The organism is Serratia sp. BFP-2025, assembly GCF_050880365.1.
GTDB lineage: Bacteria > Pseudomonadota > Gammaproteobacteria > Enterobacterales > Enterobacteriaceae > Serratia > Serratia surfactantfaciens.
In genome coordinates, this window is sequence record NZ_JBPAFV010000001.1 from 190,369 (window position 1) to 213,274 (window position 22,906).

The following is a 22,906-nucleotide window of genomic DNA, read 5'->3' on the forward strand; positions in this document are numbered from 1 at the left end:
CTTTTTCTCTTGTTGCTGGAATTCGCCTCAATGACACAAAATATCCATAAGCATCGCATCCTCATACTGGACTTCGGTTCGCAATACACCCAACTGGTCGCCCGCCGTGTGCGCGAAATCGGCGTTTACTGCGAACTGTGGGCCTGGGACGTTAGCGAAGAGCAGATCCGCGAATTCAACCCAAGCGGCATCATCCTGTCCGGCGGCCCGGAAAGCACCACCGAAGCCGGCAGCCCGCGCGCACCGGACTACGTGTTCAACGCCGGCGTGCCGGTGCTGGGCGTGTGCTACGGCATGCAGACCATGGCGATGCAGCTGGGTGGCCATGTGCAGGGCTCCAACGAACGCGAGTTCGGCTACGCGCAGGTGGAAATCGTCAAAGAGAGCGCGCTGCTGCGCGACATCGAAGACGCCATCAGCCCGGCCGGCAAACCGCTGCTGGACGTGTGGATGAGCCACGGCGACAAAGTGACAGCGATCCCGTCCGACTTCGTGACCATCGCCAGCACCGACACCTGCCCGTTCGCCATTATGGCCAACGAAGAAAAACGTTTCTACGGCGTGCAGTTCCACCCGGAAGTGACCCACACCCGTCAGGGCCAGCGCATGCTGGAGCGTTTCGTACTGGACATCTGCCAGTGTGAAGCCCTGTGGACCCCGGCCACCATCATCGAAGATGCGGTCGAGCGCATCCGCGAGCAGGTGGGTGAAGACCACGTGATCCTCGGCCTGTCCGGCGGCGTCGACTCCTCCGTGACCGCGATGCTGCTGCACCGCGCCATCGGCAAACGCCTGACCTGCGTGTTCGTCGACAACGGCCTGCTGCGCCTGAACGAAGCCAAGCAGGTAATGGAAATGTTCGGCGACCACTTCGGCCTGAACATCGTGCACGTCGAGGCGGAAAACCGCTTCCTGACCGCACTGGCGGGCGTGGACGAGCCGGAAGCCAAGCGTAAAATCATCGGCCGCGTGTTCGTTGAAGTGTTCGACGAAGAAGCCTGCAAGCAAGAGCAGGTGAAATGGCTGGCGCAGGGCACCATCTACCCGGACGTGATCGAATCCGCCGCTTCCGCCACCGGCAAAGCGCACGTGATCAAATCGCACCACAACGTGGGCGGCCTGCCGAAAGAGATGAAGCTGGGCCTGGTCGAGCCGCTGAAAGAGCTGTTCAAAGACGAAGTGCGCAAGATCGGCCTGGAGCTGGGCCTGCCGTACGACATGCTGTTCCGCCACCCGTTCCCGGGCCCGGGTCTGGGCGTGCGCGTGCTGGGCGAAGTGAAGAAAGAGTACTGCGACCTGCTGCGCCGCGCAGACGCCATCTTCATCGAAGAGCTGCACAAAGCCGACCTGTACAACAAAGTCAGCCAGGCGTTCACCGTGTTCCTGCCGGTGCGTTCGGTCGGCGTGATGGGCGACGGCCGCAAATACGACTGGGTGGTCTCCCTGCGTGCGGTAGAAACCATCGACTTCATGACCGCGCACTGGGCGCACCTGCCGTATGACTTCCTCGGCCGCGTCTCCAACCGCATCATCAACGAAGTAAACGGCATCTCCCGCGTGGTGTACGACATCAGCGGCAAGCCGCCGGCGACGATTGAGTGGGAATGATTAATCCCTTCACAGCCTGTTCGTAACTAGGCCGACGTGACTGAAACCCTCTGTTTTTACAGGGGGTTTTTCTTTATATGGCCAAATATTTTCTGCCTGATGCCAGCCATAAGTAAAGCCGAACATCGTTTGTGGTCTAAATATGGCCTATGTTCAGACCTTGGGATGATTGATAGCGCCAGGGGGCATGAAGAAAGTAGAGACCATCGGTTACGTTAAAAAGAACGGGCCATGCTCGATCTCTCTGAACCTATCTATGGGGGACCGCATCACTCGTCCTGCTCATCATACTTGCGCTGGCACTCCTGAATCGCCTCGATATTCCCCAACGTCCAGTCGAACAGTATCGAGAACGGCCCCTGCAGGGATTTGCCAAGCGGCGTCAGCGAATACTCAACGCCAAGCACCCGCCCATCCAACACTTTGCGATGCACCATACCGTTGCGTTCCAGCTTGCGCAGCGTCTGGGTCAGCACGCGTTGCGTGACGCCGTCCAAACGGCGCTTGATGGCGTTGAAGCGCTGCGGCTCGCGCAGCACTTCCAGCACCATCATGGACCATTTATCGGCAATCTGATCGAGCACTATGCGGCTTGGGCAGTCAGCGCGGTAAACAAGGTCGTTCTTTTCCATCGGTATCCTCCTGCATCCCTGGGATGCTTAAGGTGCGTAATTGACGCCAGGTATGCAAAGTATACCATTCGACACATGGCGCGAAAAACCCGCACTTGTACCCCCAGGTAAAAGGACATTGAGATGACAGATACAGATTTCAGCAAACTCAGGCTGTCTCATGCGCACGGCGTGATGACCATCGCTATCGATAACCCGCCGGTAAACGTGCTTGATGTGGCGCTGATGTCGGAAATCAGCCGTTTATTGCTGGCGGTGCGTGACGATCCGGATACGCGCGTGTTGGTGTTCCAGAGCGCGAACCCAGCGTTTTTCATCGCTCACGTCGACATGACCTTGATCGATGAGCCGCACGCTTTCGACGAACTGGCGAGCAACGCGCCGGAGGGGCTAAATCCGTTCCAGGCGTTTGGCGAACTGCTTCGCAGCCAGCCGCAGGTCACTCTCGTTAAGTTGAGCGGGCTGGCGCGCGGCGGCGGGGCCGAGTTTGTTGCGGCGGCCGATATGGCTTTCGCCGCACAAGAGCTGGCGGGGCTGGCCCAGTGCGAAGCCTTGATGGGCATTACGCCCGGCGGTGGCGCGACGCAGTATCTGACGAGCCGAATGACTCGCGGCCGCGCTCTGGAAGTGATCCTGGGCGCCGACCTTATCGATGCCGCTACCGCAGAGCGGTATGGCTGGATTAACCGCGCCTTGCCTGCCGCCGAGCTGGATGATTTCGTCGATCGGCTAGCGCGCAATATCGCGGCACTGCCTGAGGGCGTGATTGCAGCGGCCAAACAGGCGATGCCCGCACCGGATTTGCAGGCTGGTTTTTATCGCGAGCACGACGCCTGGGCGGGATTGTTTGCCCGCCCGGCTGCGGAACAGTTGATTCGCGGCGGGCTGAAGGCCGGGGCGCAAACCCCGGAGGGGGAGCGCAACCTTGAAAGCCTGCTGCGCCATCTTGCCCGCTAAGGTACCGCATCGCGCTAGCCGGCCCCCCACTGCGTCAGCAGCGCATGCAGCCTGGCCGGCTCCAGCGGCTTACGCAGCACCAGATAGCCTTCCTGCTCGGCCTCTTGCAATATCTGCGAGTTGAACTCGCCGCTGACCATCGCACCGCTTACGTCCGGCAGGCGTTCGAACAGCGCCTGCAGGATGTCGAAGCCGCTCTCGCCGGAGCGCAGGCGCTGGTCGCACAGCACGGCGAACGGCGTGAAGCCGCCGTCGACGATGGCGAAGGCTTCCTCAGCGGAGGCCGCGCAGCGCACGGTGATGCCCCAGGTGCTCATCAGACTCTCCCAGGCGGAGGTCACCAAGGGATCGTCGTCCACCACCAGGCAGGCGCCTCGCAGCGGCGCATAGCGGGTAGGCGTGGCGGTGTTGTCGTAGGCGGCGGCGGTTTCCGGCGCTTTATCTTCGCCGCTGTATTGCGTGAAGCGCATCCAGAAGCGCGAGCCTTTGCCTTCGACGGAGTGCATGCCGTACTTCACCTTCATCAGCTTGGCGCAGCGCGCCACCACCGCCAGCCCCAGTCCGTGGCCGGCGCTGTCTATCTTCCACGCCAGCTCGGGGCGGTAGTAAGGGGAGAAGATTTTGCTTTTCTCTTCGTCGGCAATGCCCACGCCGGTGTCCCACACTTCCACCAGGCACTCGGCGCCGCGCGGGCGGATGGCGATCAGCACGCCGCCCCGTTGCGTGTAGCGCAGGGCGTTTTGGATCAGGTTGATCAGCGATTGCCGCACCAGCAGCGGGTCGCCCATCACGCTGATGCGCCGTTTGGGCCGCCAGGTGCGCAGCGCCAGGGTGCGGCTGTTGGCCTCTTCGCGGAACAGGGTGATCACCGAGTCGAGCAGGGCGCCGATATCCACATGGGTGGCGGCGGTGCGCACGTTGCCGGATTCGATCTTGCTGAGATCGAGCAGCGAATTGAACATCAAATGCACCGAACGCACGCTCTGCTGCAGATCCAGCAGCTGTGGCGTCAGGCTGTCGTCGCGGTTTTTGTGGATGATGGCTTCGATCAGAAAACCCATGGCGTGCACCGGCTGGCGCAGGTCGTGGCTGGCGGTGGTCAGGAACTGGTTCTTATCCAGCAGCGCCTGTTCCGCCTCTTCTTTGGCCTGGCGGAACTGCTCCGCCAGGCGCGAGCTTTGTTCTTCGAGCAGCGCCTGCTGAATAAAGAACGCATGCGAGGTTAACGCGTGGCGGTAAATGGCGAAGCCGTATAGCAAGTTCAGCATCAGCACGATGAACATCACGTCTTCCAGCCGCCAGATGATGCCGATGTTCAGCAGCCCCCAGGAAGCGAAGAAAAAGCGGGTAAAGGTGCTGATGACCGGCGTCAGGTGCGTGGCGTTGGCGGCGACGATCGCGGCGATGCTGATATTGAGCAGCAGAAAAAAGTCAAAGTTATGGGTCTGTGGGGTAATTAAATAGAGTGAGGAGATCCCCAGCCCGTGAATAAAGGCCACCTTATTAATGCGCGGCAGCCAGCGGCGCAGCACGGTGTCTTCATCATTTTCTTTAGCCTCGCGCTGATAGCGGCGGTACCCTATTCGGATCGCCACGGCGCATAGCAGGTAAACGATGATCCAGGTAATGGTTGGGCCGAGCTCATCGCCCAGCAAATAAATCCAGATGGCGAAAGGGATGCCGACGAAAGGCACGGCGGTAAAGCTGAACACCAACCGCATGAAGGTGTTATCCAGCAGGCGGATCTGCGCGCGCGACGAAATGCCATCATTTTGTAAATTCTGGAAAAACCTCATGACGACGGCTCCCGCTTGCCGTGCAACAGCGTGATGGCTTCCACCCGGCTGTTGACGCCGATCTTTTTCAAGATATTGCTGATATGCTCTTTGACGGTCGGCTCGGAAATAGACAGCTGCGCTGCGATCCTTTTATTTGGCAGGCCGCGCAGCATCATATTTAACACGTCAATTTGCCGTGGTGTTAAATTGAATTTATTTAAATGATCGTGGTTGTTTTTAGCGATGGTTTCATTCTCTTCGGGGAACCACTCCTGATTGTCATTTAGCGCAAAAACTGCCTTGGCGAATAATTCAGGTGGCTCGTTTTTTAATATAAATCCGTGCCCACCGGCATTATGCACTTTCTGCCAGATATCGTTATTCTCGTCGCCGCTCACCACCAGTATTCGCACCTGGGGATAAAGCTGTTTGACTTCCTTGAGTAATTTCAACGCCGTAGCGGAAGAGAGCCAGAAATCGATCACCAGTAAACGCGGTGGGCCATTTTCCCTAATATGACGGTAGCAATTTTCCTCATTGGTCACCACATGCGCCTGTTTGAATCGGCAATGCGTGCTGAGAAAATTAGCGATGCCGCTTGCTACCAATGGATGGTCATCAACGACCAACGCATAATCCTGCCCCAAAGGATTCTCCTTTCGCCTTCAAATATCAGATAGGTCTGATGAATTATTATCAACCCTCCCTACTTTAGGAGGGTTTTTTCGTTTAGGAAAGGGAAATATATTATTCGAGGATTTGGATAAGAGAAAACATAAAGCCAATCAATAAATTCAACTGATTGGTTATAAAGGATAATTTATGAAAAAACCACTTATCGCTTTAACCGTTACGATGATGCTAGCCGGTTGTTCCACCCTGAAAACCGATCAGGCCATTCCGCTGCTGCAGGCGGAAACCGCCAAAATGTTGGGCCTCGGCTCATCGGACGAAATTACCGTGACCAACGTCAATGGCGCGCAGCCGGATGCGCTGGGCGGGCAAAAACTTTCATATCGCGCCACCACGGAAAAGGGCCGAATTTTCGATTGCTCGTCGTTGATGATGCCGGGAATTTTAGGTTCCTCGCCATCGCTGAGCGCGCCGACCTGTACGCCGGTCGTCACGCATAAATAATTCGCTTTGGGGGCGGTATTACCGCTTCTTGGTTTTCCATCGTCGGAGCGCCAGCGCCGGGGGGCAATAAGCTTTTGCTTCGACGATCAATAAACCGGCGTGCGCGGAATAACGCCTCATACCTCCTCTAGCGCATTGAGTTTCTCGATAACAATAAATTCCGCGACATCACGCTAATGAGTACGGAGATAGCCCGTGAATGACAAGACATCGCACCCTTTAGCGGTTAAAACGCCGCTTTCCAAACTTTACCTCGCTCTATTTTCCGCGCCGTTGTTGATGCTGGCGCCCGCCGATCTCGCTCGTGCAGACGATGCCATTTTTGACGGCGACTCACGCATTACCGAATCATTGGCCTACACCGGGGACGTTTACGTCGGCCGTAATCAAAGCGGCAACCTGCTGATCGATAATGGCAAGATCAGCGCCTATAACATCAATATCGGCCGGATGTTCAACGGCCAAATTCATGACAGCCTGGTCACGGTCCGCGGGCCGAACGCCGAGCTGAACGCGGTGAACGATCAGTTCGTACTGCGCGGCGGCCTGAATCTGGGGCGGGGCACCTTGCGGGTTGAAGACGGCGCGCTGGCCAGCGCAAAAGAGATCGTGGTCGGTACCACGCGTGGCTATGACAGCCACCTGATCGCCACCGGCGCGGGTTCCCGCGTCACCAGCAATTTTCTCAGCGTCGGCACCGACTTAGGGGCGCGATCCACGCTGGCGATTGAAGACGGCGCGGTGCTGAACACCGCCTTTGACGCGCGCATCGGTAATGGCAGCGGGCCGAACGAGACCGATACGCTGAGCCCGAAAGCCACGGTCACGGGGGCCAATTCCCAGTGGAACGTTGGCCGCGCGCTCACGCTTTACGGCGATCTGGATGTGCTGAACGGCGGCGTGGTCAACGTCGGTAATATTCAGGTGGCGGGCGTCTCCGGCGCGCGTAAAACCGCCGAGCTGGTGGTCGCCGGCAGCGGCTCGCGCTTTACCAGCGGCAGCAGCGTCAACGTCGGCGATTACGGCAACGGCGTGTTGGCGGTCATGGACGGCGGGACATTCTCCGCCGGCGCCAACGAAGTGGTGCTGGGCAAGACCGGCTCCGGCTCGAACCGCGGCGCGCTGATTATCGGCAGCCGCGGCAACATGGATACCGGCACCGGATTGACCGAGCCGACGCTCGGCGCGGCGGGCGCTGCTGGAGCCATCGATGCCCAGACGGCGATCGCCCTGCGGGGCGGATTGTTCCGCAGCTATGTGTACTTTAACCATACCGACGGCAATTACGTTTTCAGCAACAAGATGAGCGGCGAAGGCGAGGTGATCAACACCGCCGGGCACACCACGCTGAACGGCGATCTCACTGAGTTGCAGGCCAACGTCACCGCGCGCGGCGGCAAGCTCATCATCGCCAGCGACATCAATACCCAGAAAGAAGACGATATCTTCGAGATCCAAACTCTCGGTGCCGAGAACGGCGGCACGCTGATCCTCAACGCGACGGCGGGTTCCGACGTCAATAACGGGCAGGGCTACAGCAGCGCCGCCTCGATCAAGGCCGGCGGCACGCTGGGCGGCAACGGCACGCTGGGCCAGACCGAGATCCAGTCCGGCGGCCATATCTCGCCCGGCGACGGCAATATCGGCACGCTGACGCTTAAACGCTACCTGAACTTTATCGGCGAATCCTTCTATGACGTCGATATCGCCGGCGACGGCCGCAGTGACCAGCTGCTGGTGGCGGGCAAAACCACCATCAGCGATCGGGCCAAGGTGCAGGTTACGGCGCTGGATCCGCAAACCAGCTATAAAACCGGCCAAAGCTACCGCATTCTGACCTCGGACGGCGGCATTGATGGCCAGTTCGCGGCGGCGGTCTCCAAGTCTGCTTTCCTCGATGTGGCGTTGAACCACAGTGCCAACGCCGTCGATCTGACCATCGCGCAGAAAGATACGGGCGGTGAAAATCCAGGCGGCGAGAATCCGGGTGGGGAAAACCCAGGCGGTGAGAATCCAGGGGGCGAGAATCCGGGCGGGGAAAACCCAGGCGGTGAAAATCCGGGGGGCGAGAATCCGGGGGGTGAAAACCCAGGCGGTGAGAATCCGGGCAGCGGCAAACCGGGCATTTTCCAAACGGTGGCCGAGAGCGGCAACCAATGGAATACCGCCGGTGCGCTCTCAACGCTGACGCAGAGCGGCCCTTCGCTGGCGCTGTATAACTCGCTGCTGCTGCTGAGCGCGCCGGAAGCGCGCGAGGCGTTCAATCAGCTGTCCGGCGAAGTCTATCCGTCGATGCAGTCTAACCTGATCGCCGGCAGCACCCAGCTGTTCAACGTGCTGAACCAGCGCATGCTGCGCCTGTTCGACAACGACAGCCTGCCGGTGCCGCCGTTGGCGATGTCGCTGGTGCAACCGGTGCCGGCGCAAAACAGCGGCGTCTGGGGGCAGACCTTCAGCTCCTGGGGCAGAAACAGCGGCAACGGCAACGTGGGCAAGCTGGACGGCAATACCACCGGCTTCCTGTTGGGGGCGGATCGCAAGCTGACCGATCATAACGTACGCATCGGCGGCTACTTCGGCTACAGCCGAGGCGATTATGACGTCGACAGCCGCCGTTCCAAGGCCGATACCGACAACTACCACCTCGGCCTGTATGCGGCAGGGCAGCAGGATGCGTTCTCGCTGCGCGGCGCGCTGGGTTACACCTGGCACAAGATTGAAGGCAAGCGCAACGTCGATTTCAGCGGCTTCTCGGATCGGCTGAAGTCGGACTACGATGCCAACTCATTGCTGGCGTTCACCGAAGCGGGTTACCGTTTCGGCCAGCCTGAGATGAACATCGAACCGTTCATCAATCTGAGTTATATCCGCCTGCATACCGACAGCTTCCAGGAGTCGGGCGGCGCGGCGGCGCTGAGCGTGCGCAATGAAACGATGAACACCTTCTACTCCACGCTCGGGGTGCGCGGCGTGACCGAACTGCCGAAGAACGTCAGCCTTTACGGCTCGCTCGGCTGGCAGCATGCCTACGGCGATAAGAACACCTCATCGCGCATGGCGTTTGCCGGCAGCGACGCGTTCGTCACGCAGGGCCAGGCCGTGGATGACAACGTGATGGTGGGCGATATCGGCGTGAGCGTGAAGCTGTCGCGCGCCGCGACGCTGGATGTCGGCTATCAGGGGCAATTTGGCGCAGATACCCGCGTCAATTCGGTCAACGCCAATTTGCGCTGGTCGTTCTGATTTTTCTTCTGAACTTCTCTGGTACTTACAGGCCCGCTTGATGCGGGCCTTTTTTATGGTGAGAGCTCAGCGGCGACTTGCGACGGACTTTTATGATACAAAAGCCCGCGCCATGGTGGGTGGGCTTGGCGAGAGCGAGCGGGGGATTAACGCCCTTTTTTCTTGCGCCCTGGCTGGGTAAAGCGTTTGCGGCCGGCCGGCGCAGCGGCTTTGTCGGCGCCTTTTGGCCCACCGGCGCTCGGCTTTTTCGCCGGGGCGGATTTGGCCGGGGCTTTCTTCGCCGGCTTGGCCTCGGACGAAGAGCCCTCGATCAGCTTGAACAGCTCAATCAGCTCGTCATCGGTCAGATCGCGCCACTCGCCCAGCGGCAACCCTTTCAGGCTGACGTTCATGATGCGCGTGCGTTCCAGCTTGGTGACCTCGTAGCCGAAGTGTTCGCACATGCGGCGGATCTGGCGGTTCAGCCCTTGCACCAGCGTGATGCGGAACACGAAAGGCGCCTCTTTCTTCACCTTGCACTTTTTGGTCACCGTGCCCAGCATCGGCACGCCGGCGCCCATGCCGCGAATAAACTCGTCGGTCACCGGCTTGTTGACCGTCACCAGATACTCTTTCTCGTGATTGTTGCCGGCGCGCAGGATCTTGTTGACCAGGTCACCGTGGTTGGTCAGAAAGATCAGCCCCTGCGAATCCTTGTCCAAACGGCCGATCGGGAAGATACGTTTGCTGTGGTTGACGAAGTCGGCGATGTTGTCGCGTTCGCCGTCTTCGGTGGTGGTGACGATACCGACCGGTTTGTTCAGCGCAATCAGCACCAGATCTTCTTCATTACGCGGTTCGATCAGCTGGCCGTTAACCTTCACGACATCGCCGGCAAATACCTGAGCGCCAACGGTGGCGCGTTTACCGTTGATGAAAACGTTGCCCTGTTCGATGTATCGATCGGCGTCGCGGCGTGAGCAGATGCCGCTCTCGCTAATGTATTTGTTCAGACGAATGGATGAGTTAGTCAGCATGGGATCTCCGTAAAACGCGGACTATACATTACCCGCAGGGGATTGCGGAAGCTGTTCGAGAATAGATGCAATAGCGCAAGGTAACGCAGGCCTTATTAAGACCCTTCATACCTTCACCACCCGGGTATTGAGCGGGGTCAGCGTCTGCCCGGCGCTGCCGATCGGCGTCAGGCGCGGTACGGGGCGGCCGCTGTCGCTTTCCACCAGCGTCGAATGCGGTTCTCCCTCGGCGAACAGATGATCCTCCCCCCACTGGCGCAGGTCGACGATCACCGGAAACAGCGCGCGGCCTTTCTCGGTCAGCACATATTCCTGATAGGCGCTACCGTCCGCGGCGGGCACGATCTCCAGCACGCCGTGCGTCACCAGGGCGCGCAGCCGGGTGGCAAGGATATTCTTCGCCATCCCCAGCCCTTTTTGAAACTCGCTGAAACGGGTGACGCCGTCGAAGGCGTCGCGCACGATCAGCAGCGACCACCAGTCGCCAATCACATCCAGCGTGCGCGCCACCGGGCAGGGCGCGTCTTCCAGGCTTTTACGTTTCACGGCGGTTATCTCCAGCTGCACATTCTGGTTGCATTATAAAACCTCCACGCCTAAAGTTCATTGGGTTTAATAATGAAACCAGACTGAGGTGTGCATGAGCGACAAACTGCTGGATCCTCCTTGTGCGGCGCTGGGGCGCCTGCCGGCCGCCCTGGTGCTGCTGTTGGCCGCCGCCAGCGCCTTTAGCGTGGCCAACGTTTACTATGCGCAGCCGCTGCTGGACGCCATCGCCCGTGATTTTTCCATCAGTCTGGCGGCGGTCGGTATGGTGATCACCGTGACCCAACTGGGCTGTGCGCTGGCGCTACTGTTGGTGGTGCCGTTGGGGGATCGGCTGAACCGGCATCGGCTGCTGGCGGGGCAACAGCTGGGGCTGATCGGCGCGCTGCTGCTGGTGGGGTGGGCGCACGGCGCGCCTTGGCTGCTGGCGGGCATGTTGCTGGTGGGGTTACTGGGCACCGCCATGACGCAGGGGCTGATCGCTTTCGCCGCCGCACTGGCGGCGCCGCAGGAGCGCGGACGGGTGGTCGGTGCAGCGCAGGGCGGCGTGGTGTTGGGGCTGCTGCTGGCGCGCACCCTGTCCGGCGCGCTGGCGGACGTCGGCGGCTGGCGCACGGTGTACTTCTTTTCCGCTGGGGTGACGCTGGTGCTGCTGCCGATCCTGTCGCGCCTGCTGCCTGCGCCGCGCACCTCTCCCAGCACGCTGAGTTATCCCGCCTTGCTGTGTTCAATGCTGACCCTGTTGCGGCATGATCGCACGCTGCAAATTCGCGGCATGCTGGCGCTGCTGATGTTCGGCGCCTTCAGCCTCTTTTGGAGTTCGCTGGTGTTGCCGCTGAGCCAGGCGCCGTTCAACTTCACGCATGCGGCGGTGGGGGCGTTCGGCCTGGTCGGCGCGGTGGGGGCGCTGGCGGCGGTGCGCGCCGGGCATCTGGCGGATCGCGGGCTGGGGCAGGCGGCCAGCGGCGTGTGTCTGCTGCTGTTGACGCTGGCCTGGCTGCCGCTCGGTTTGCTCGGCAGCGGCCTGGCTTGGCTGGTGGCGGGCATTGTGTTGTTGGATCTGGCGGGGCAGGCGATCCACGTACTGAACCAGAGCATGATCTTCAGCGCCCACGCTCAGTCGCACAGCCGCCTGGTGGGCTGCTACATGTTGTTTTACGCCGTCGGCAGCGGGCTGGGCGCCTTTGCCGGCACCCATATGTACGCCTGGGCGGGCTGGCGCGGCGTCTGCTGGCTGGGTGCTGGCGTCAGCCTGAGCGCGTTGCTGTTTTGGTGGCTGACGCTGCGCCGGATGCCGGGCTCAGCTGCGGCGGTGGAGCAGTGAAAGCTGGAACCCCAGCGCACCGCACAACGCCTGAGGCGCGGTGAAGCCGCTTTCCGCCAGGAGGAGACGGCTACGCGCCGCCGTCATCGGGTGCCAGTTACGGCGGATGCGTTCGATCGTTTCCTGCGCCTGCGCCGCCGAATGCCCGGTGCTTTGCAGCCAGTGTTGGTAGTGGCTGGCGGGCAGGCCCTCCGGTTGATAGTCGAACAGCAGCAGCGGTGCGGCGGGGGAGAGACGCTGTGCCAACTGCCGCAGGAAATCCAGTTTTGCGCCATCGTCGGCGATAAAGTGCAGCACCAATGAGCACACCGCCGCGTCGTGGCGAGTTTGCGGCGCTTGTTGCAGCAGGGTTGGCTGGAAGCTCACCCGCTGTGTGTAACCTGCGGCTTCGGCCTTGGCGCGTGCGGCCGCCAGCATGCCGGCGGAGGGTTCCACGGCGCTGAAACGCCAGCTTACGTTGGCGGCGACCAGCGCCTCCAGTTCGCTGCCGGTGCCGCAACCGGCCAACAACAATGTGGCGTCATTCGGCAGCGTCTGCACGAGCGTCGCCGTCAGCAGCGCCTGGGCAAACTGATAGCCGGGCACCAGGGTCAGAATACGGCGATCGTAGTCTGCCGCCGCAGCATCGGGGAAGCGAGTATCCGTTTGATGTTGCATAACCTTCCTTGCAAAGTTCATCGAGAGAAGCAAAGAAGGGTATGCCTAAATGGTAATGAAATCCATTATCGTTAATGGATTCTGTGACAGGACATGCGGCGCTAACGAACCGGCGAATGCATCAGGTAATAATCTTCTTCGCCGTCGTTGCCGGTAGAGATGACGCGCCAGCCGTGCTTGCGGTAGAACGCCAGCGCCTTTTCATTTTTCACCAGGCATTTCAGCGAGCCGGTGGCGGTGAAGGTAGCTTGTGCCGCCTGCAGCAACGCACTGCCGACGCCGCGCGGCGGCTGATGGGGATCGACATACAGGTTATGAATGAAGTTGTCTTCGCGGTAGACGGAGACGAATCCCAGCAGCGTGCCGCCGTCTTCCGCCACCCAAATCGCTTCGCCCAGCGTCGCGCTGTCGAAATCTTCCAACTGGTAGTTTGAGGTATCGCGCCAACCGAACGCCGCCTTGCGCGATGCCAGGTATAGCGTGCGCAAGAAGGGGCGATCGGCCTCTTGGTAAGGTCTTATCTGCATGGCATCTCCCGGTGGTTTGTGCTTCCAACTATAGCGCATCGCCGTGGCGCAAGTTGGCCGCTTATTGTTATTAATCTTCTGATTATTGATATTTCCATTCTGTTTGTGGTGTTAATTTTTCGTCACGCTCAATATTGCAGGGGCCGCTCTGGGGCTCCTTCCAAGGAATCAGTGACTTATGCAACTCACCGAAACGGATCGGGCATATCTTGCCGGCGCGGCCGGGCCAGGCGCGCAAAAGTGCATGCAGGTGCTCGTCAATTTCTCGAACGCTTTTGGCGCGCCGAAGCTGGTCAATATCGCCAGCGCACACGTTATTCCCAATATACCCTTGGGGCTGCTGGAAACGCTGACGGAGGGGGTGGAGACACTGCCGGTCATGACCACCTTGCATCCCCACATGTCGGCGCTTTGCCCCAGCGCCTGGCCAGCGATGGGTATCGATACGCAGTATGCGCAGACGAAACTGCCCGATGTGAAACGCCGGGCGGCCCTGTTCGCGGAGAAGGGCTTTAACCAAACCTACACCTGCTACCCGGCGATGGTGGGCAGCCTGCCGAAAAAAGGCGACTACGTCTCCTGGATCGGTTCCGGTGGCCAGGTATTGGTGAATTCGACGATCGGCGCGCGCTGCAATCGAGACGGGGCGCTGCTTACGCTGGCGGCGGCCATTACGGGGCGTTCGCCTTATTATGGTTTGTTCCTGGAGAGCAACCGGCTGGCGGAGGTATCGGTCACGTTTGACGGCCTCGATGCGAATCGGCTCTCAAAAACCGAGCTCAGCGCGATCGGCTATTACCTGGGGGCGCAGGCCAAATCGCACAATATCGTGATCGACGGCATCGATCGTGAACTTGGCATGGACTTTCTCAAGCAGATCATGATCCCGCTGACGGTCACGGGGGCCGTGGGGGTCTGTCATGTTCTCGGGGTCACGCCGGAAGCCGGCACGCTGAAAGAAGCGCTAGGCGGGCGCCGCCCGGTGAAAAAGATCTCGGTCGATCGCGAGATCCTGCGGCGCTCGCTGGCGCTTTATGCGCCGCAGAGCGGGGCGGGGGGGCCCCTGTTGTCGCCACTGGCCGGCGTGACGGCGCAGCGGGAGGTGGCGGCGACCGATATGGTGGTGCTGGGGTGCCCGCACCTCAGCATTCAGGAGATCCGTTTACTCGCTAAGCTACTGGCCGGGCGGCAGATCCCGCGCCATAAACATTTGTGGATTGGCCTGGCGCATCAGCAATATCAGCTCGCCAGGGAAATGGGCTATGTGGCGGCCATTGAGCGTGCGGGCGGTGTCATGGTCAGCGCCTGCATGTCTACCATTCCCGACTCTCCTATACCCGCGCAGGTGAACGCCGTTATGACGTCGTCGATGAAAGCCGCTCATTACATCTCGCAGCTGAACCAGAAACGCCTCTCCGTAGGCGTTGCGGACATCGAATGCTGCATCCGGTCATTGCTTGACTCCACCCCTCTCACACCGCAGGTGACCGCATGAAATTACAGGCCAGACCGCTGAACCCTGGTTGGGTGGTTGCCGAGGTGTTTCTCGTCGAACAGGCGTTTTCGTTTATCGGCGACTTTGATCCTCAGACCGGGGCGCTGCTGATCCCGCATCATCCGCGCTATGGCGAGTCGCTGGCGGGCAAGGCGCTGGTGTGCCCGGGCGGCAAAGGGGGAACCATGGCGCCGTTTTTAATTTACGAGGCGTTTCAGCAGGGCAACGCCCCGGCGGCAATTATTTGCAATCACGCAGATCCGATTCTGTTTGAGTCGGCGATGGCGATAGACATCCCCATTTTTGACCGCTTCGACGAGGACGTCTTGGCGCTGTTCAAGCACGGTCAACGGGTGGCGATCGACGGTGAAGATATCGCCATCGAGGCGGGTTAGCCAACGGATCAATAAAGCGCCGGTTGGAGAATGGCTGGCGCTGTTATATTTTCAATCGCGGTCAGCCTGCATTTTCAGCCAGAAACTTTCCTGGCAGCGGTTATAAAACTGCTTTTTCTGCGGCGAGATGGCGTATCCGCCATCATGCACCACGTCATAACTTATCCAGCATTCCCGGCAAATATCATCCGACTGGAAGGTATCGGATTCCATTTTATATAAAACCTGCACGCCATTATTAAAGGTGTAAAGGATCTCGCGTTCTTCGATCATGTTTTCCCCCTCGGGGAAACGCTCGAGGGTTTCCGTGGTCTTGACCGTTTTCACCGGTGACGGCAGCGCATGGATAGCGCAAAGGTAGGTGTAGAGTCGATGCATGGTAGTCTGTCCAAAACGCGCGGCGGGCGGAAATACGCCGCCCCAGAGTAAAGCAAATGCCCGCCGATGAAAAGGTGAAAGCGCGGCAGGCGGTCTTAGCTTGGCGGACTTTGGCAATTAACTGGCGTATTTCTTATATTTCGCCATTTAGACGGCTTGCTACTATTTTCATCCCGAAAACCTCAGGGTGAACAATGATAATGATGAACAATGAGTTGGCCGAAGCTATTTTCGATCCGCGTGGAGAGAACCGTTTTTACGAATTACAGTTGGCGCCGCGCCCCAGTCTGCAGGCATTACGGGATGGCAAAGTCCTGTTTTTTGACAATACCAAGCTGGACTTCTGTCATTACCGCGAAATATTCACCCGTCTTGAAACGATCTTGAATGAACTCGGCATTCATCACATCGAACATGTTCGTCAGTCCGTGCGTGGCACGATGACGGCACAGATCCGCGTGTTGGCTGACCAGTTGGCGCAAACAGGGGTGCAGGCCGCCGTTGTGGCGTTAGCGGACATGGGCACTTCGGTGATGACCACCATCCTCGCCATCGAGTTGGAGAAAAGGGGCGTCGCCACGTTATTGATCGCCTCGCCCCCCGGCGACAATCTGGCCGAGCACGTGGCCCATTATCGAGCGGGGCAGCTGTGCATTTGCCGTCTCGACATCTATCAGGCAAGCTCCGTCAGCGATATTCGCCGGCAGGTTGACGCCCGGCGCACTTACGTTCTGGAGGCGCTCACCGGCGCCGGCGATAGGCCTGCCGCCGCGGCGCTTCATCCGAAAATGGATCTTGACCGAGGCCATTCCGGGGCGGACATGATGCCTTACCACGGCCTGGACGCGCTGATGGCGGAGTATGAACGCCAGTCTATCGGTGACGGTTTGCCGGTGATCCCGCCGACGCCGGCGCGTTTTGCCGCCATGCTGGCCTACTGCCCCGAACCGCTGGATACCGTGCTGATCCCGGAAGCGGGCCCCTCGGGCAAAGACATTCGGGTGCGCGATGTGGTCATCAACAGCATCCTGGCCGGCTGCAAACCCGCATTCTTACCTATCGTGACGGCGACGCTGCGCGCGATGGCCGATCCCGCATTCAACTTCCAGCAATCCATCACCACCTCGTACAACGGCGGCAATCTGGTGTTGGTCAGCGGGCCGATCGCCGCTGAACTGGGGATCAGTTCCGGCCAGGGCTGTATGGGGCCGGGGTTCCGGGCCAACGCCACCATTGGCCGTGCGGTTAACCTGACCATCCTCAACGTGTGCCGCGCCTACCCGGGCAAGGCGGATCTGGGCTGCCTCGGCTCGCCGGTCGAGTTTACTTACTGTTTTGCGGAAAGCCTGGTCAACAGCCCCTGGCCGACCTTGAACGAAGAACGATTCGGGCCTGAAGCCACCAGCGTGTATCTGATGAAGGCGGAACCGCCGACCGACGTGGTTGATTTTCTGAGCCAAACGGCGGGCAGCCTGCTCGACGTGATTGTCGACAGCGCCACCCACCTGGGGCGCATGAATGCGTACATTCCGGGACGGATTTTGATTGTCCTGACGCCCGATCACGCCCAGATGCTGCATAACGCGGGCTGGAGCAAGAGCGCGCTGCGGGAATATCTGCACGCACATATCCATAACCCGCTTGGCGCCGTGCAGGGCAAAGGTCTGGTGCCCGTGAGGCCGGCGCAGTTTGCCGGCCGCGATCCCATGCCGGCGACGCGCAGCGCCCAGGATATCGATCTGGTGGTCGCGGGGGGGCGGGGCGGGCATTCCGCCATTCTGGCGAGCTGGGGCCTCTATTGCGATGCGGTGCTCACGCCGTTGACGCTGCCCGGCGGGCAACTTGCGCGCACCCTTGAAGACTTCCGGGCCGCGCCAGCAAACTTAAGGAATCACTAGCATGCCGACCATTATGGACATACGCGCGCGTGAAGTGTTTGACTCACGCGCGGACATTACGCTGGAGGTCGAAGTGGTGCTGGACAGCGGCAAGCGTGGCCGCAGCATCATTCCAACGGGGTGTTCCAAGGGCAAGCATGAGGCGATCGAGGTGCGTGATAACGATCCGCGGCGCTTCAGCGGGCAGGGCGTTTTGCGGGCGATAGACATCGTGCACACCGTGATTAAGCCGCGGCTGCGCGGCATGTCGCCCTATGCGCAAGACGAGATAGACCGCATGCTGATAGCGTTGGACGGCACCGCCAACAAAAGCCGGCTGGGGGCCAATGCGATCCTCGGCGTGTCGCTGGCGGTGGCGAATGCGGCGGCAGTGCACAGCAATCAGTCGCTGTGCGATTACGTCAGCCGCGGGCAGGCGAAATCCATGCCGCAGCCCATTTTCTCGATGTTGTCCGGCGGCATGCATGGCGACGGCAACTGCGATTTTCAGGATTATCAGGTGATCGCGCTGAATGCGGCGCATCTTGAAGCGGCGCTGCAGGTGGGTAAAAACGTGCATATGGCGCTGAAAGCCCTGCTGATGGCGCGCGGGATCGGCACCGGCGTTTCCGGCACGGGGGGATTTCTGCCGCCGCTGAGCTCCAATGAGCAGGGGCTGGCGCTGTTGCTGGAAGCCATCGGCAAAGCGGGCTATGAGCCGGGCGTGGACGTCGGCTTGAGCATGGACATCGCGGCCGAGATGTTCTTTAAAGATGGCCGCTATCACCTGGCGGCGGAAGGGCGGACGCTGACGACCACGGCCTTTATTGATTACCTGGCGTCGCTCTGCGAGCGCTATCCGATCGTGCTGATGGAAGATCCGCTGGGGGAGGACGACTTCGAGGGCTGGATTGCGCTGACGCGGCGGCTGGGTGGCCAAATCGAGCTGGTGGGCGACGATCTGTTCACGACTAATCTGGCGCGTTTTGAACAGGGCATCGCCCTGAAGATGGCCAACTCCATTTTGGTGAAACCGAATCAGGTCGGCACGCTGAGCGAAACCATGAGCCTGGTGGCGTCAGCCAAGGCAGCCGGATACGGCGTCGTGTTCTCACGGCGATCCGGTGAAACCGAAGACACCAGCATTGCCGATTTGGCGGTGGCGCTGAACGCCACCAAGGTGAAGTTCGGTTCGCTGGCGCGCACCGAGGCGATGGGCAAATACAATCAGCTGCTGCGGTTGCAGGATGCGATCGCCGATGCGCAGGCCGTCTGAACCCGCCCGCGCTTTTTACCCCTTGCCCCGTTGCTGTGGGCAAGGGGGATCCACGAGAAGCCTACCATGAAGCCGATGCCTTTCTTTGTTCAGGGCAGTAAAGACGCCATGCCTCTGTTGCTGGGTTTGCTGCCCTTCGCCGTCCTGACCGGCGTCAGCGCCATTCAGGCGGGAATGACGCCCTGGGTGGCTCAACTGTCGTCGTTGTTGTTAATGTCCGGGGCTTCGCAAATTGCCGCTGCCACGCTGATGACGGCCGGCGCCGCACCGTTGGTGGTGATCGTCACGCACATTGCGATCAATTTTCGCTATGCCATCTACAGCGCCGGGCTGTCTCAGCTCAGGCTCCAGTTCAGCCCGCTGACCAAGCTGGCGGCGGCGCAGGTATTGATCGACCAGACTTACGCGCTGACGTTTTTGCGCTGCCAGGCCCAGCCGCTGAGCGCGAAAGAAAAAACGCTGTATTACTTCGGCACGGCGCTGCCGATGTGGCTGGTGTGGCAAACGGGGACGGCGGCGGGGATCCTCGCCGGTCCGTTAATTCCCGCCGCCTGGCATCTGGAGTTCGCCATCACCCTGTGCTTTATCTCGCTCCTGGTGCCAATGTTGAAAAACGCCCCCATCGTGGTGGCGGCCGCGGTTGCCGGGCTGGTTTCCGCCTTTACCTGCGGATGGCCCTATAACCTGGGGTTCTTGTTTTCGATGGCCGCGGGCGTCTTGGCCGGCGGTTTGTATCACAAGGGCAGAGGGCCTCAACGCAGCGAGGAGCCGTCATGAGCGAGACGACGATTCTATGGGTGCTGGCCATCAGCACGCTGGGCACGTTTTTACTGCGTTATTCCTTTTTGTGGCTCAACGATCGTGTGCCGTTTCCCGAGCGGGTGGGCGAATGGTTGAAACTGATCCCGGCCACGGCCATCGTGTCTCTGATCGTGCCGGCCCTGATCGCTTCACCCTCGGCGCTGTCGGCCGAAGGCGCGCCGAAACTGTGCGCGGCGATCGTGGCGACGCTGGTGATGTGGAAAACGCGCAACGCCACCTTGATGCTGTTGCTCGGGATGGCGGCGTTTTGGCTGATTCGCGGGCTTGGCTGACAACGCTCAGCGCGTGTTGGGCTTGTGCAATTGGTCGCGGTATTTTTTCGGCGTCACGTCCCGGTGGTGTTTGAAAAAGGAGATGAAGGCGCTGGTGGTGGAGAACTCGAGATAGTGAGCGATCTCGGTGATCGGTTTATCGGTGGTCAGCAACTCCAGGGCCAGTTTCAAACGCACCTGCTGGCGCCACTGCTGATAACACATGCCGGTTCCCTGAACGAACAGACGATGGATGGTGCGCTCGGAAGCGCCGCAATGGGACGCCAGCTCATTCAATCGCGGCACCATTTCACCTTTCAAATGGTAACACTGCAGGTAATTGCGCACCCGGGCATCGTTCGGCAAGGCCGGCCAGGCGGGGGAATGGGCGGCGACGCGGATTTTGTCGATGAGCAGAGATTGCAGATGGAACTCGGTTCCCGCCATCCAGTCGGTGTGGAAAGGGGAACGGCACATGGTTTCGATAACCTCTTCCAGCAGCGGAGTGAGGGTAAAGACCTCGACGTTTTTCGACAGCGGCGCGAAGCGCTGTTGGTCGAGATAGACGGCGCGAAAATCGACGTTGTCGCGCAGGATCACATTGTGGGCAACGCCGCCGGGGATCCAAAGCAACTGATGCGGCAACACGGAGCAAATGCGCGCTTCCAGCATGACGATAGCGGCGCCCGATTTGACGTAGACCAGCTGGCCTTTGGCATGCGAATGCATTCTTGAACGTAACGAATGTTCTTTCTCATCTGAGAAAGTGGCGTAGATCGACACGATGGGCGTATCGATGGCGTCGGGGTCAAAATGTTCATTAAGCAGATCTGAATTGACGAAGATGGATTCAGTGATTTCTGGCATAGCATCATGACTCATAAAATGTGTGGCTATAGTAATGAGAATTGATGAGTTGTGTCTAGCCCGTGCTTGCGTCGCTTGCATCAGGTCACGTTTTCGCTCCGGTTTGATAAGGAGTGAGCGTGTTTTCCCGCCTCAATGACGGCATCGGTCAGTTTTTTTATTATCAGTAAACTTGATGTTTTCGGGCCGCAGGCCGACGGCGGGCCGCTTCTGCCACATTCTGCCCAGCGTCTGCTCCGCCAGGCGCTCGGCCAATTTAATCGCTTGTTTGTCCGCGCCGCCGCTGGCATGATCCCGCTCAGGGATTAACGCAGCGTTGATCACAACCTATTGATTTTCATGACTCGGGGTGCCCTTCCTGGTGAAGGCTGAGAAATACCCGTATTACCTGATCTGGATAATGCCAGCGTAGGGAAGTCACGGCCGCCCAACCGGCGCCGCCTTCTTGAACGCCGGTTGGGAGGAATATGATCGCTCGACCTGATGCACTACCCGGCGCTCGCGCCGCGGCCTGTCTAACCCAATTCCAACAGCGGCCTCCGCTGATCCACTGCCTGACCAACGAAGTGGTGCAATCGCTGACCGCCAACGTGTTGCTGGCGCTCGGTGCCTCCCCGGCGATGGTGGTGGAGCCGCAAGAAGCGGCGCAGTTCAGCGCGCTGGCCGACGGCCTGCTGATCAACGTCGGCACCCTCAACGCGCTGCGCGCCGAATCGATGCGGGCGGCGGTGGCCGCCGCCAATCAGGCCGGCAAGCCCTGGACGCTGGATCCGGTGGCGGTCGGCGCGCTCTCCTACCGCACCGCCTTCGCTAAACAGCTGCTGGACGAGCAACCGGCGGCGATACGCGGCAATGCCTCGGAAATCATGGCGCTCAGCGGGTTGCTGGCCAGCGGCCGCGGCGTGGACAGCGGTGACGATTCGCTGGCGGCACTGCCCGCCGCGCGTGAGCTGGCGCTGCGCAGCGGCGCGGTGGTGGCGGTCACCGGCGTGGTGGATTACGTCACCGACGGCCAGCGCGACTGGGCGATCGAAGGCGGCTCCCCGCTGATGACGCGGGTGGTGGGCACCGGCTGCGCGCTGTCGGCGGTGGTGGCGGCGTTTTGCGCGCTGCCGGGCGATCGCCTGGACAACGTGGCGACCGCCTGCCGGGTGATGTCCCATTGCGGCGGCCTCGCAGCCAAACAGGCCGCCGGGCCGGGCAGCTTTACACCGGCGTTCCTCGACGCGTTGTATCAACTGCGCGGGGAGGATCTGTGATGAATCGTATCAACGCGCTGACCATCGCCGGCACCGATCCCAGCGGCGGCGCCGGTATTCAGGCCGATCTGAAAGCTTTCTCGGCGCTTGGCGCCTACGGCACTTCGGTGATCACCGCGCTGGTGGCGCAGAATACCCGCGGCGTGCAGTCGGTGTATTACATCGATCCGGCGTTCGTCGCCGCGCAGCTGGACTCGGTGTTCAGCGACGTGCGCATCGACAGCGTCAAGATCGGCATGCTGGCCAACGCCGACATCGTGCAGGCGGTGGCCGAACGCCTGCGCCATTATCGGCCGGAGTTCGTGGTGCTGGATACCGTGATGCTGGCGAAAAGCGGCGATCCGTTGCTGGCGCCAGAGGCGGTGGCCTCGATTCGCAGCGAGCTGTTGCCACTGGTGTCGATCATTACGCCGAATCTGCCGGAAGCGGCGGCGCTGCTGGCGTGCGCGCCGGCGGAAGATGAAGCGCAGATGCGCGAACAGGGGCGGGCGCTGCTGGCGATGGGCTGCCAGGCGGTGTTGATGAAGGGCGGCCACCTGAGCGAAAGCGAGAGCCCGGACTGGCTGTTTACCGCAGAAGGCGAGCAGCGCTTTACCGCGCCGCGCGTCGCCACCCGCCACACCCACGGCACCGGTTGCACGCTCTCGGCCGCGCTGGCGGCGCTGCGCCCGCGCCATGCCGACTGGGCGGCGACGGTAGCCGCCGCCAAGGACTACCTGCAAAAAGCGCTGCAACAGGCGGATACGCTGGAAGTGGGGCACGGCATCGGGCCGGTGCATCATTTCCACGCCTGGTGGTGAGTCAACTTTTTGCCGCAACCGTGGTCTGACTAGTTCAGGCCCGGTTTTACGGGCGAAACCT

General features: G+C 60.5%; 23 protein-coding genes and 1 riboswitch. Of the genes, 13 read left to right on the forward strand and 10 right to left on the reverse strand.

The window, feature by feature from the left end; genetic code table 11:
* Positions 1–30 precede the first annotated feature (30 nt).
* Positions 31–1,608: a glutamine-hydrolyzing GMP synthase gene (gene guaA, locus ACRAWE_RS00915; protein WP_019452367.1), complete on the forward strand. Its 1,578-nt coding sequence runs from the start codon at positions 31–33 to the stop codon at positions 1,606–1,608.
* Positions 1,609–1,877: 269 nt separating this feature from the next.
* On the opposite strand, the gene ACRAWE_RS00920 is transcribed toward guaA, so the two are convergent.
* Positions 1,878–2,240 carry a winged helix-turn-helix transcriptional regulator gene (locus ACRAWE_RS00920; protein WP_063919889.1) on the reverse strand — a complete coding sequence of 121 codons (363 nt, stop codon included), beginning with the start codon at positions 2,238–2,240 and terminating at the stop codon, positions 1,878–1,880.
* A gap of 123 nt (positions 2,241–2,363) precedes the next feature.
* Here ACRAWE_RS00920 and ACRAWE_RS00925 point away from each other — a divergent pair, with 123 nt between their 5' ends.
* Entirely contained in the window at positions 2,364–3,197 is an 834-nt protein-coding gene (locus ACRAWE_RS00925) for an enoyl-CoA hydratase/isomerase family protein (protein WP_025159559.1), read from the forward strand.
* Between the two features lie 14 nt (positions 3,198–3,211).
* Here ACRAWE_RS00925 and ACRAWE_RS00930 read toward each other — a convergent pair whose 3' ends face one another.
* On the reverse strand, positions 3,212–4,993 hold the full coding sequence (locus ACRAWE_RS00930; protein ID WP_063919888.1) for a hybrid sensor histidine kinase/response regulator: 1,782 nt from the start codon (positions 4,991–4,993) through the stop codon (positions 3,212–3,214).
* A complete protein-coding gene (locus ACRAWE_RS00935; RefSeq protein ID WP_154747527.1) occupies positions 4,990–5,622 on the reverse strand; it encodes a response regulator transcription factor in 633 nt (210 codons plus the stop codon). The genes ACRAWE_RS00930 and ACRAWE_RS00935 overlap by 4 nt, the downstream gene beginning before the upstream one ends.
* Before the next feature lie 175 nt (positions 5,623–5,797).
* Here ACRAWE_RS00935 and ACRAWE_RS00940 point away from each other — a divergent pair, with 175 nt between their 5' ends.
* Together ACRAWE_RS00940 and ACRAWE_RS00945 are read left to right on the forward strand one after the other, a co-directional pair.
* Positions 5,798–6,112 (forward strand): lipoprotein, encoded by a 315-nt coding sequence (locus tag ACRAWE_RS00940; protein WP_004941478.1) that lies wholly within the window; start codon positions 5,798–5,800, stop codon positions 6,110–6,112.
* A 195-nt stretch (positions 6,113–6,307) separates the two neighbouring features.
* Complete coding sequence (locus tag ACRAWE_RS00945) at positions 6,308–9,355, forward strand: autotransporter domain-containing protein (protein WP_432524435.1); 3,048 nt, start codon at positions 6,308–6,310, stop codon at positions 9,353–9,355.
* 146 nt (positions 9,356–9,501) lie between these two features.
* Here ACRAWE_RS00945 and rluF read toward each other — a convergent pair whose 3' ends face one another.
* Together rluF and ACRAWE_RS00955 are read right to left on the reverse strand one after the other, a co-directional pair.
* Positions 9,502–10,371, reverse strand: coding sequence for a 23S rRNA pseudouridine(2604) synthase RluF (gene rluF / locus ACRAWE_RS00950; RefSeq protein ID WP_019452373.1), 870 nt, complete (start codon positions 10,369–10,371; stop codon positions 9,502–9,504).
* Between the two features lie 105 nt (positions 10,372–10,476).
* Complete coding sequence (locus ACRAWE_RS00955) at positions 10,477–10,917, reverse strand: winged helix-turn-helix transcriptional regulator (RefSeq protein WP_432524438.1); 441 nt, start codon at positions 10,915–10,917, stop codon at positions 10,477–10,479.
* 94 nt (positions 10,918–11,011) lie between these two features.
* Here ACRAWE_RS00955 and ACRAWE_RS00960 point away from each other — a divergent pair, with 94 nt between their 5' ends.
* The gene (locus ACRAWE_RS00960; protein ID WP_432524441.1) at positions 11,012–12,241 is read left to right on the forward strand and encodes an MFS transporter; all 1,230 of its coding nucleotides are present in this window, start codon (positions 11,012–11,014) and stop codon (positions 12,239–12,241) included.
* Here the strand turns inward: ACRAWE_RS00960 and ACRAWE_RS00965 are convergent.
* Complete coding sequence (locus ACRAWE_RS00965; RefSeq protein WP_432524443.1) at positions 12,218–12,898, reverse strand: class I SAM-dependent methyltransferase; 681 nt, start codon at positions 12,896–12,898, stop codon at positions 12,218–12,220. The two genes, ACRAWE_RS00960 and ACRAWE_RS00965, sit on opposite strands and share 24 nt — an antisense overlap.
* 101 nt (positions 12,899–12,999) lie before the next feature.
* Entirely contained in the window at positions 13,000–13,425 is a 426-nt protein-coding gene (locus ACRAWE_RS00970; RefSeq protein WP_019452377.1) for a GNAT family N-acetyltransferase, read from the reverse strand.
* A gap of 178 nt (positions 13,426–13,603) precedes the next feature.
* Between ACRAWE_RS00970 and ACRAWE_RS00975 the strand changes: the two genes are divergently transcribed.
* Together ACRAWE_RS00975 and ACRAWE_RS00980 are read left to right on the forward strand one after the other, a co-directional pair.
* Positions 13,604–14,920 carry an aconitase X gene (locus tag ACRAWE_RS00975; protein ID WP_063919882.1) on the forward strand — a complete coding sequence of 439 codons (1,317 nt, stop codon included), beginning with the start codon at positions 13,604–13,606 and terminating at the stop codon, positions 14,918–14,920.
* Positions 14,917–15,315 carry an aconitase X swivel domain-containing protein gene (locus ACRAWE_RS00980; protein ID WP_063919881.1) on the forward strand — a complete coding sequence of 133 codons (399 nt, stop codon included), beginning with the start codon at positions 14,917–14,919 and terminating at the stop codon, positions 15,313–15,315. The genes ACRAWE_RS00975 and ACRAWE_RS00980 overlap by 4 nt, the downstream gene beginning before the upstream one ends.
* A gap of 51 nt (positions 15,316–15,366) precedes the next feature.
* Here the strand turns inward: ACRAWE_RS00980 and ACRAWE_RS00985 are convergent, their stop codons facing one another.
* Positions 15,367–15,810, reverse strand: a complete 444-nt coding sequence (locus tag ACRAWE_RS00985) for a hypothetical protein (RefSeq protein WP_154747528.1) — start codon at positions 15,808–15,810, stop codon at positions 15,367–15,369.
* Positions 15,811–15,893: 83 nt separating this feature from the next.
* On the opposite strand from ACRAWE_RS00985, the gene ACRAWE_RS00990 reads away from it, so the two are divergent.
* The 4 genes from ACRAWE_RS00990 (at position 15,894) to ACRAWE_RS01005 (ending at position 19,940) form a co-directional block, all read left to right on the forward strand.
* Positions 15,894–17,591 carry a hypothetical protein gene (locus ACRAWE_RS00990; RefSeq protein WP_432524447.1) on the forward strand — a complete coding sequence of 566 codons (1,698 nt, stop codon included), beginning with the start codon at positions 15,894–15,896 and terminating at the stop codon, positions 17,589–17,591.
* A gap of 1 nt (position 17,592) precedes the next feature.
* Positions 17,593–18,846, forward strand: a complete 1,254-nt coding sequence (eno, locus tag ACRAWE_RS00995; protein WP_063919878.1) for a phosphopyruvate hydratase — start codon at positions 17,593–17,595, stop codon at positions 18,844–18,846.
* Between the two features lie 66 nt (positions 18,847–18,912).
* Entirely contained in the window at positions 18,913–19,623 is a 711-nt protein-coding gene (locus ACRAWE_RS01000; RefSeq protein ID WP_019452383.1) for an AzlC family ABC transporter permease, read from the forward strand.
* Positions 19,620–19,940, forward strand: coding sequence for an AzlD domain-containing protein (locus tag ACRAWE_RS01005; protein WP_019452384.1), 321 nt, complete (start codon positions 19,620–19,622; stop codon positions 19,938–19,940). Before ACRAWE_RS01000 ends, ACRAWE_RS01005 begins: the two co-directional genes overlap by 4 nt.
* A gap of 6 nt (positions 19,941–19,946) precedes the next feature.
* On the opposite strand, the gene ACRAWE_RS01010 is transcribed toward ACRAWE_RS01005, so the two are convergent.
* Positions 19,947–20,786, reverse strand: a complete 840-nt coding sequence (locus tag ACRAWE_RS01010; protein ID WP_063919877.1) for an AraC family transcriptional regulator — start codon at positions 20,784–20,786, stop codon at positions 19,947–19,949.
* 132 nt (positions 20,787–20,918) lie between these two features.
* Positions 20,919–21,110, reverse strand: a complete 192-nt coding sequence (locus tag ACRAWE_RS01015) for a hypothetical protein (protein ID WP_019452386.1) — start codon at positions 21,108–21,110, stop codon at positions 20,919–20,921.
* Between the two features lie 11 nt (positions 21,111–21,121).
* Positions 21,122–21,218: riboswitch (TPP riboswitch) on the forward strand.
* Positions 21,219–21,253: 35 nt separating this feature from the next.
* Here ACRAWE_RS01015 and thiM point away from each other — a divergent pair.
* Positions 21,254–22,045 (forward strand): hydroxyethylthiazole kinase, encoded by a 792-nt coding sequence (gene thiM, locus ACRAWE_RS01020; RefSeq protein ID WP_432524452.1) that lies wholly within the window; start codon positions 21,254–21,256, stop codon positions 22,043–22,045.
* Complete coding sequence (gene thiD, locus ACRAWE_RS01025; RefSeq protein ID WP_063919875.1) at positions 22,045–22,845, forward strand: bifunctional hydroxymethylpyrimidine kinase/phosphomethylpyrimidine kinase; 801 nt, start codon at positions 22,045–22,047, stop codon at positions 22,843–22,845. Before thiM ends, thiD begins: the two co-directional genes overlap by 1 nt.
* Positions 22,846–22,906 lie beyond the last annotated feature (61 nt).

Excerpts from the sequence above, each read along its gene's own strand:
- guaA (WP_019452367.1), top strand. The coding sequence starts at position 31 with ATGACACAAAATATCCATAAGCATCGCATCCTCATACTGGACTTCGGT.
- ACRAWE_RS00920 (WP_063919889.1), bottom strand. The coding sequence starts at position 2,240 with ATGGAAAAGAACGACCTTGTTTACCGCGCTGACTGCCCAAGCCGCATA.
- ACRAWE_RS00925 (WP_025159559.1), top strand. The coding sequence starts at position 2,364 with ATGACAGATACAGATTTCAGCAAACTCAGGCTGTCTCATGCGCACGGC.
- ACRAWE_RS00930 (WP_063919888.1), bottom strand. The coding sequence starts at position 4,993 with ATGAGGTTTTTCCAGAATTTACAAAATGATGGCATTTCGTCGCGCGCG.
- ACRAWE_RS00940 (WP_004941478.1), top strand. The coding sequence starts at position 5,798 with ATGAAAAAACCACTTATCGCTTTAACCGTTACGATGATGCTAGCCGGT.
- rluF (WP_019452373.1), bottom strand. The coding sequence starts at position 10,371 with ATGCTGACTAACTCATCCATTCGTCTGAACAAATACATTAGCGAGAGC.
- ACRAWE_RS00960 (WP_432524441.1), top strand. The coding sequence starts at position 11,012 with ATGAGCGACAAACTGCTGGATCCTCCTTGTGCGGCGCTGGGGCGCCTG.
- ACRAWE_RS00965 (WP_432524443.1), bottom strand. The coding sequence starts at position 12,898 with ATGCAACATCAAACGGATACTCGCTTCCCCGATGCTGCGGCGGCAGAC.
- ACRAWE_RS00970 (WP_019452377.1), bottom strand. The coding sequence starts at position 13,425 with ATGCAGATAAGACCTTACCAAGAGGCCGATCGCCCCTTCTTGCGCACG.
- ACRAWE_RS00975 (WP_063919882.1), top strand. The coding sequence starts at position 13,604 with ATGCAACTCACCGAAACGGATCGGGCATATCTTGCCGGCGCGGCCGGG.
- ACRAWE_RS00980 (WP_063919881.1), top strand. The coding sequence starts at position 14,917 with ATGAAATTACAGGCCAGACCGCTGAACCCTGGTTGGGTGGTTGCCGAG.
- ACRAWE_RS00990 (WP_432524447.1), top strand. The coding sequence starts at position 15,894 with ATGATGAACAATGAGTTGGCCGAAGCTATTTTCGATCCGCGTGGAGAG.
- eno (WP_063919878.1), top strand. The coding sequence starts at position 17,593 with ATGCCGACCATTATGGACATACGCGCGCGTGAAGTGTTTGACTCACGC.
- ACRAWE_RS01000 (WP_019452383.1), top strand. The coding sequence starts at position 18,913 with ATGAAGCCGATGCCTTTCTTTGTTCAGGGCAGTAAAGACGCCATGCCT.
- ACRAWE_RS01005 (WP_019452384.1), top strand. The coding sequence starts at position 19,620 with ATGAGCGAGACGACGATTCTATGGGTGCTGGCCATCAGCACGCTGGGC.
- ACRAWE_RS01010 (WP_063919877.1), bottom strand. The coding sequence starts at position 20,786 with ATGCCAGAAATCACTGAATCCATCTTCGTCAATTCAGATCTGCTTAAT.
- thiM (WP_432524452.1), top strand. The coding sequence starts at position 21,254 with ATGATCGCTCGACCTGATGCACTACCCGGCGCTCGCGCCGCGGCCTGT.
- thiD (WP_063919875.1), top strand. The coding sequence starts at position 22,045 with ATGAATCGTATCAACGCGCTGACCATCGCCGGCACCGATCCCAGCGGC.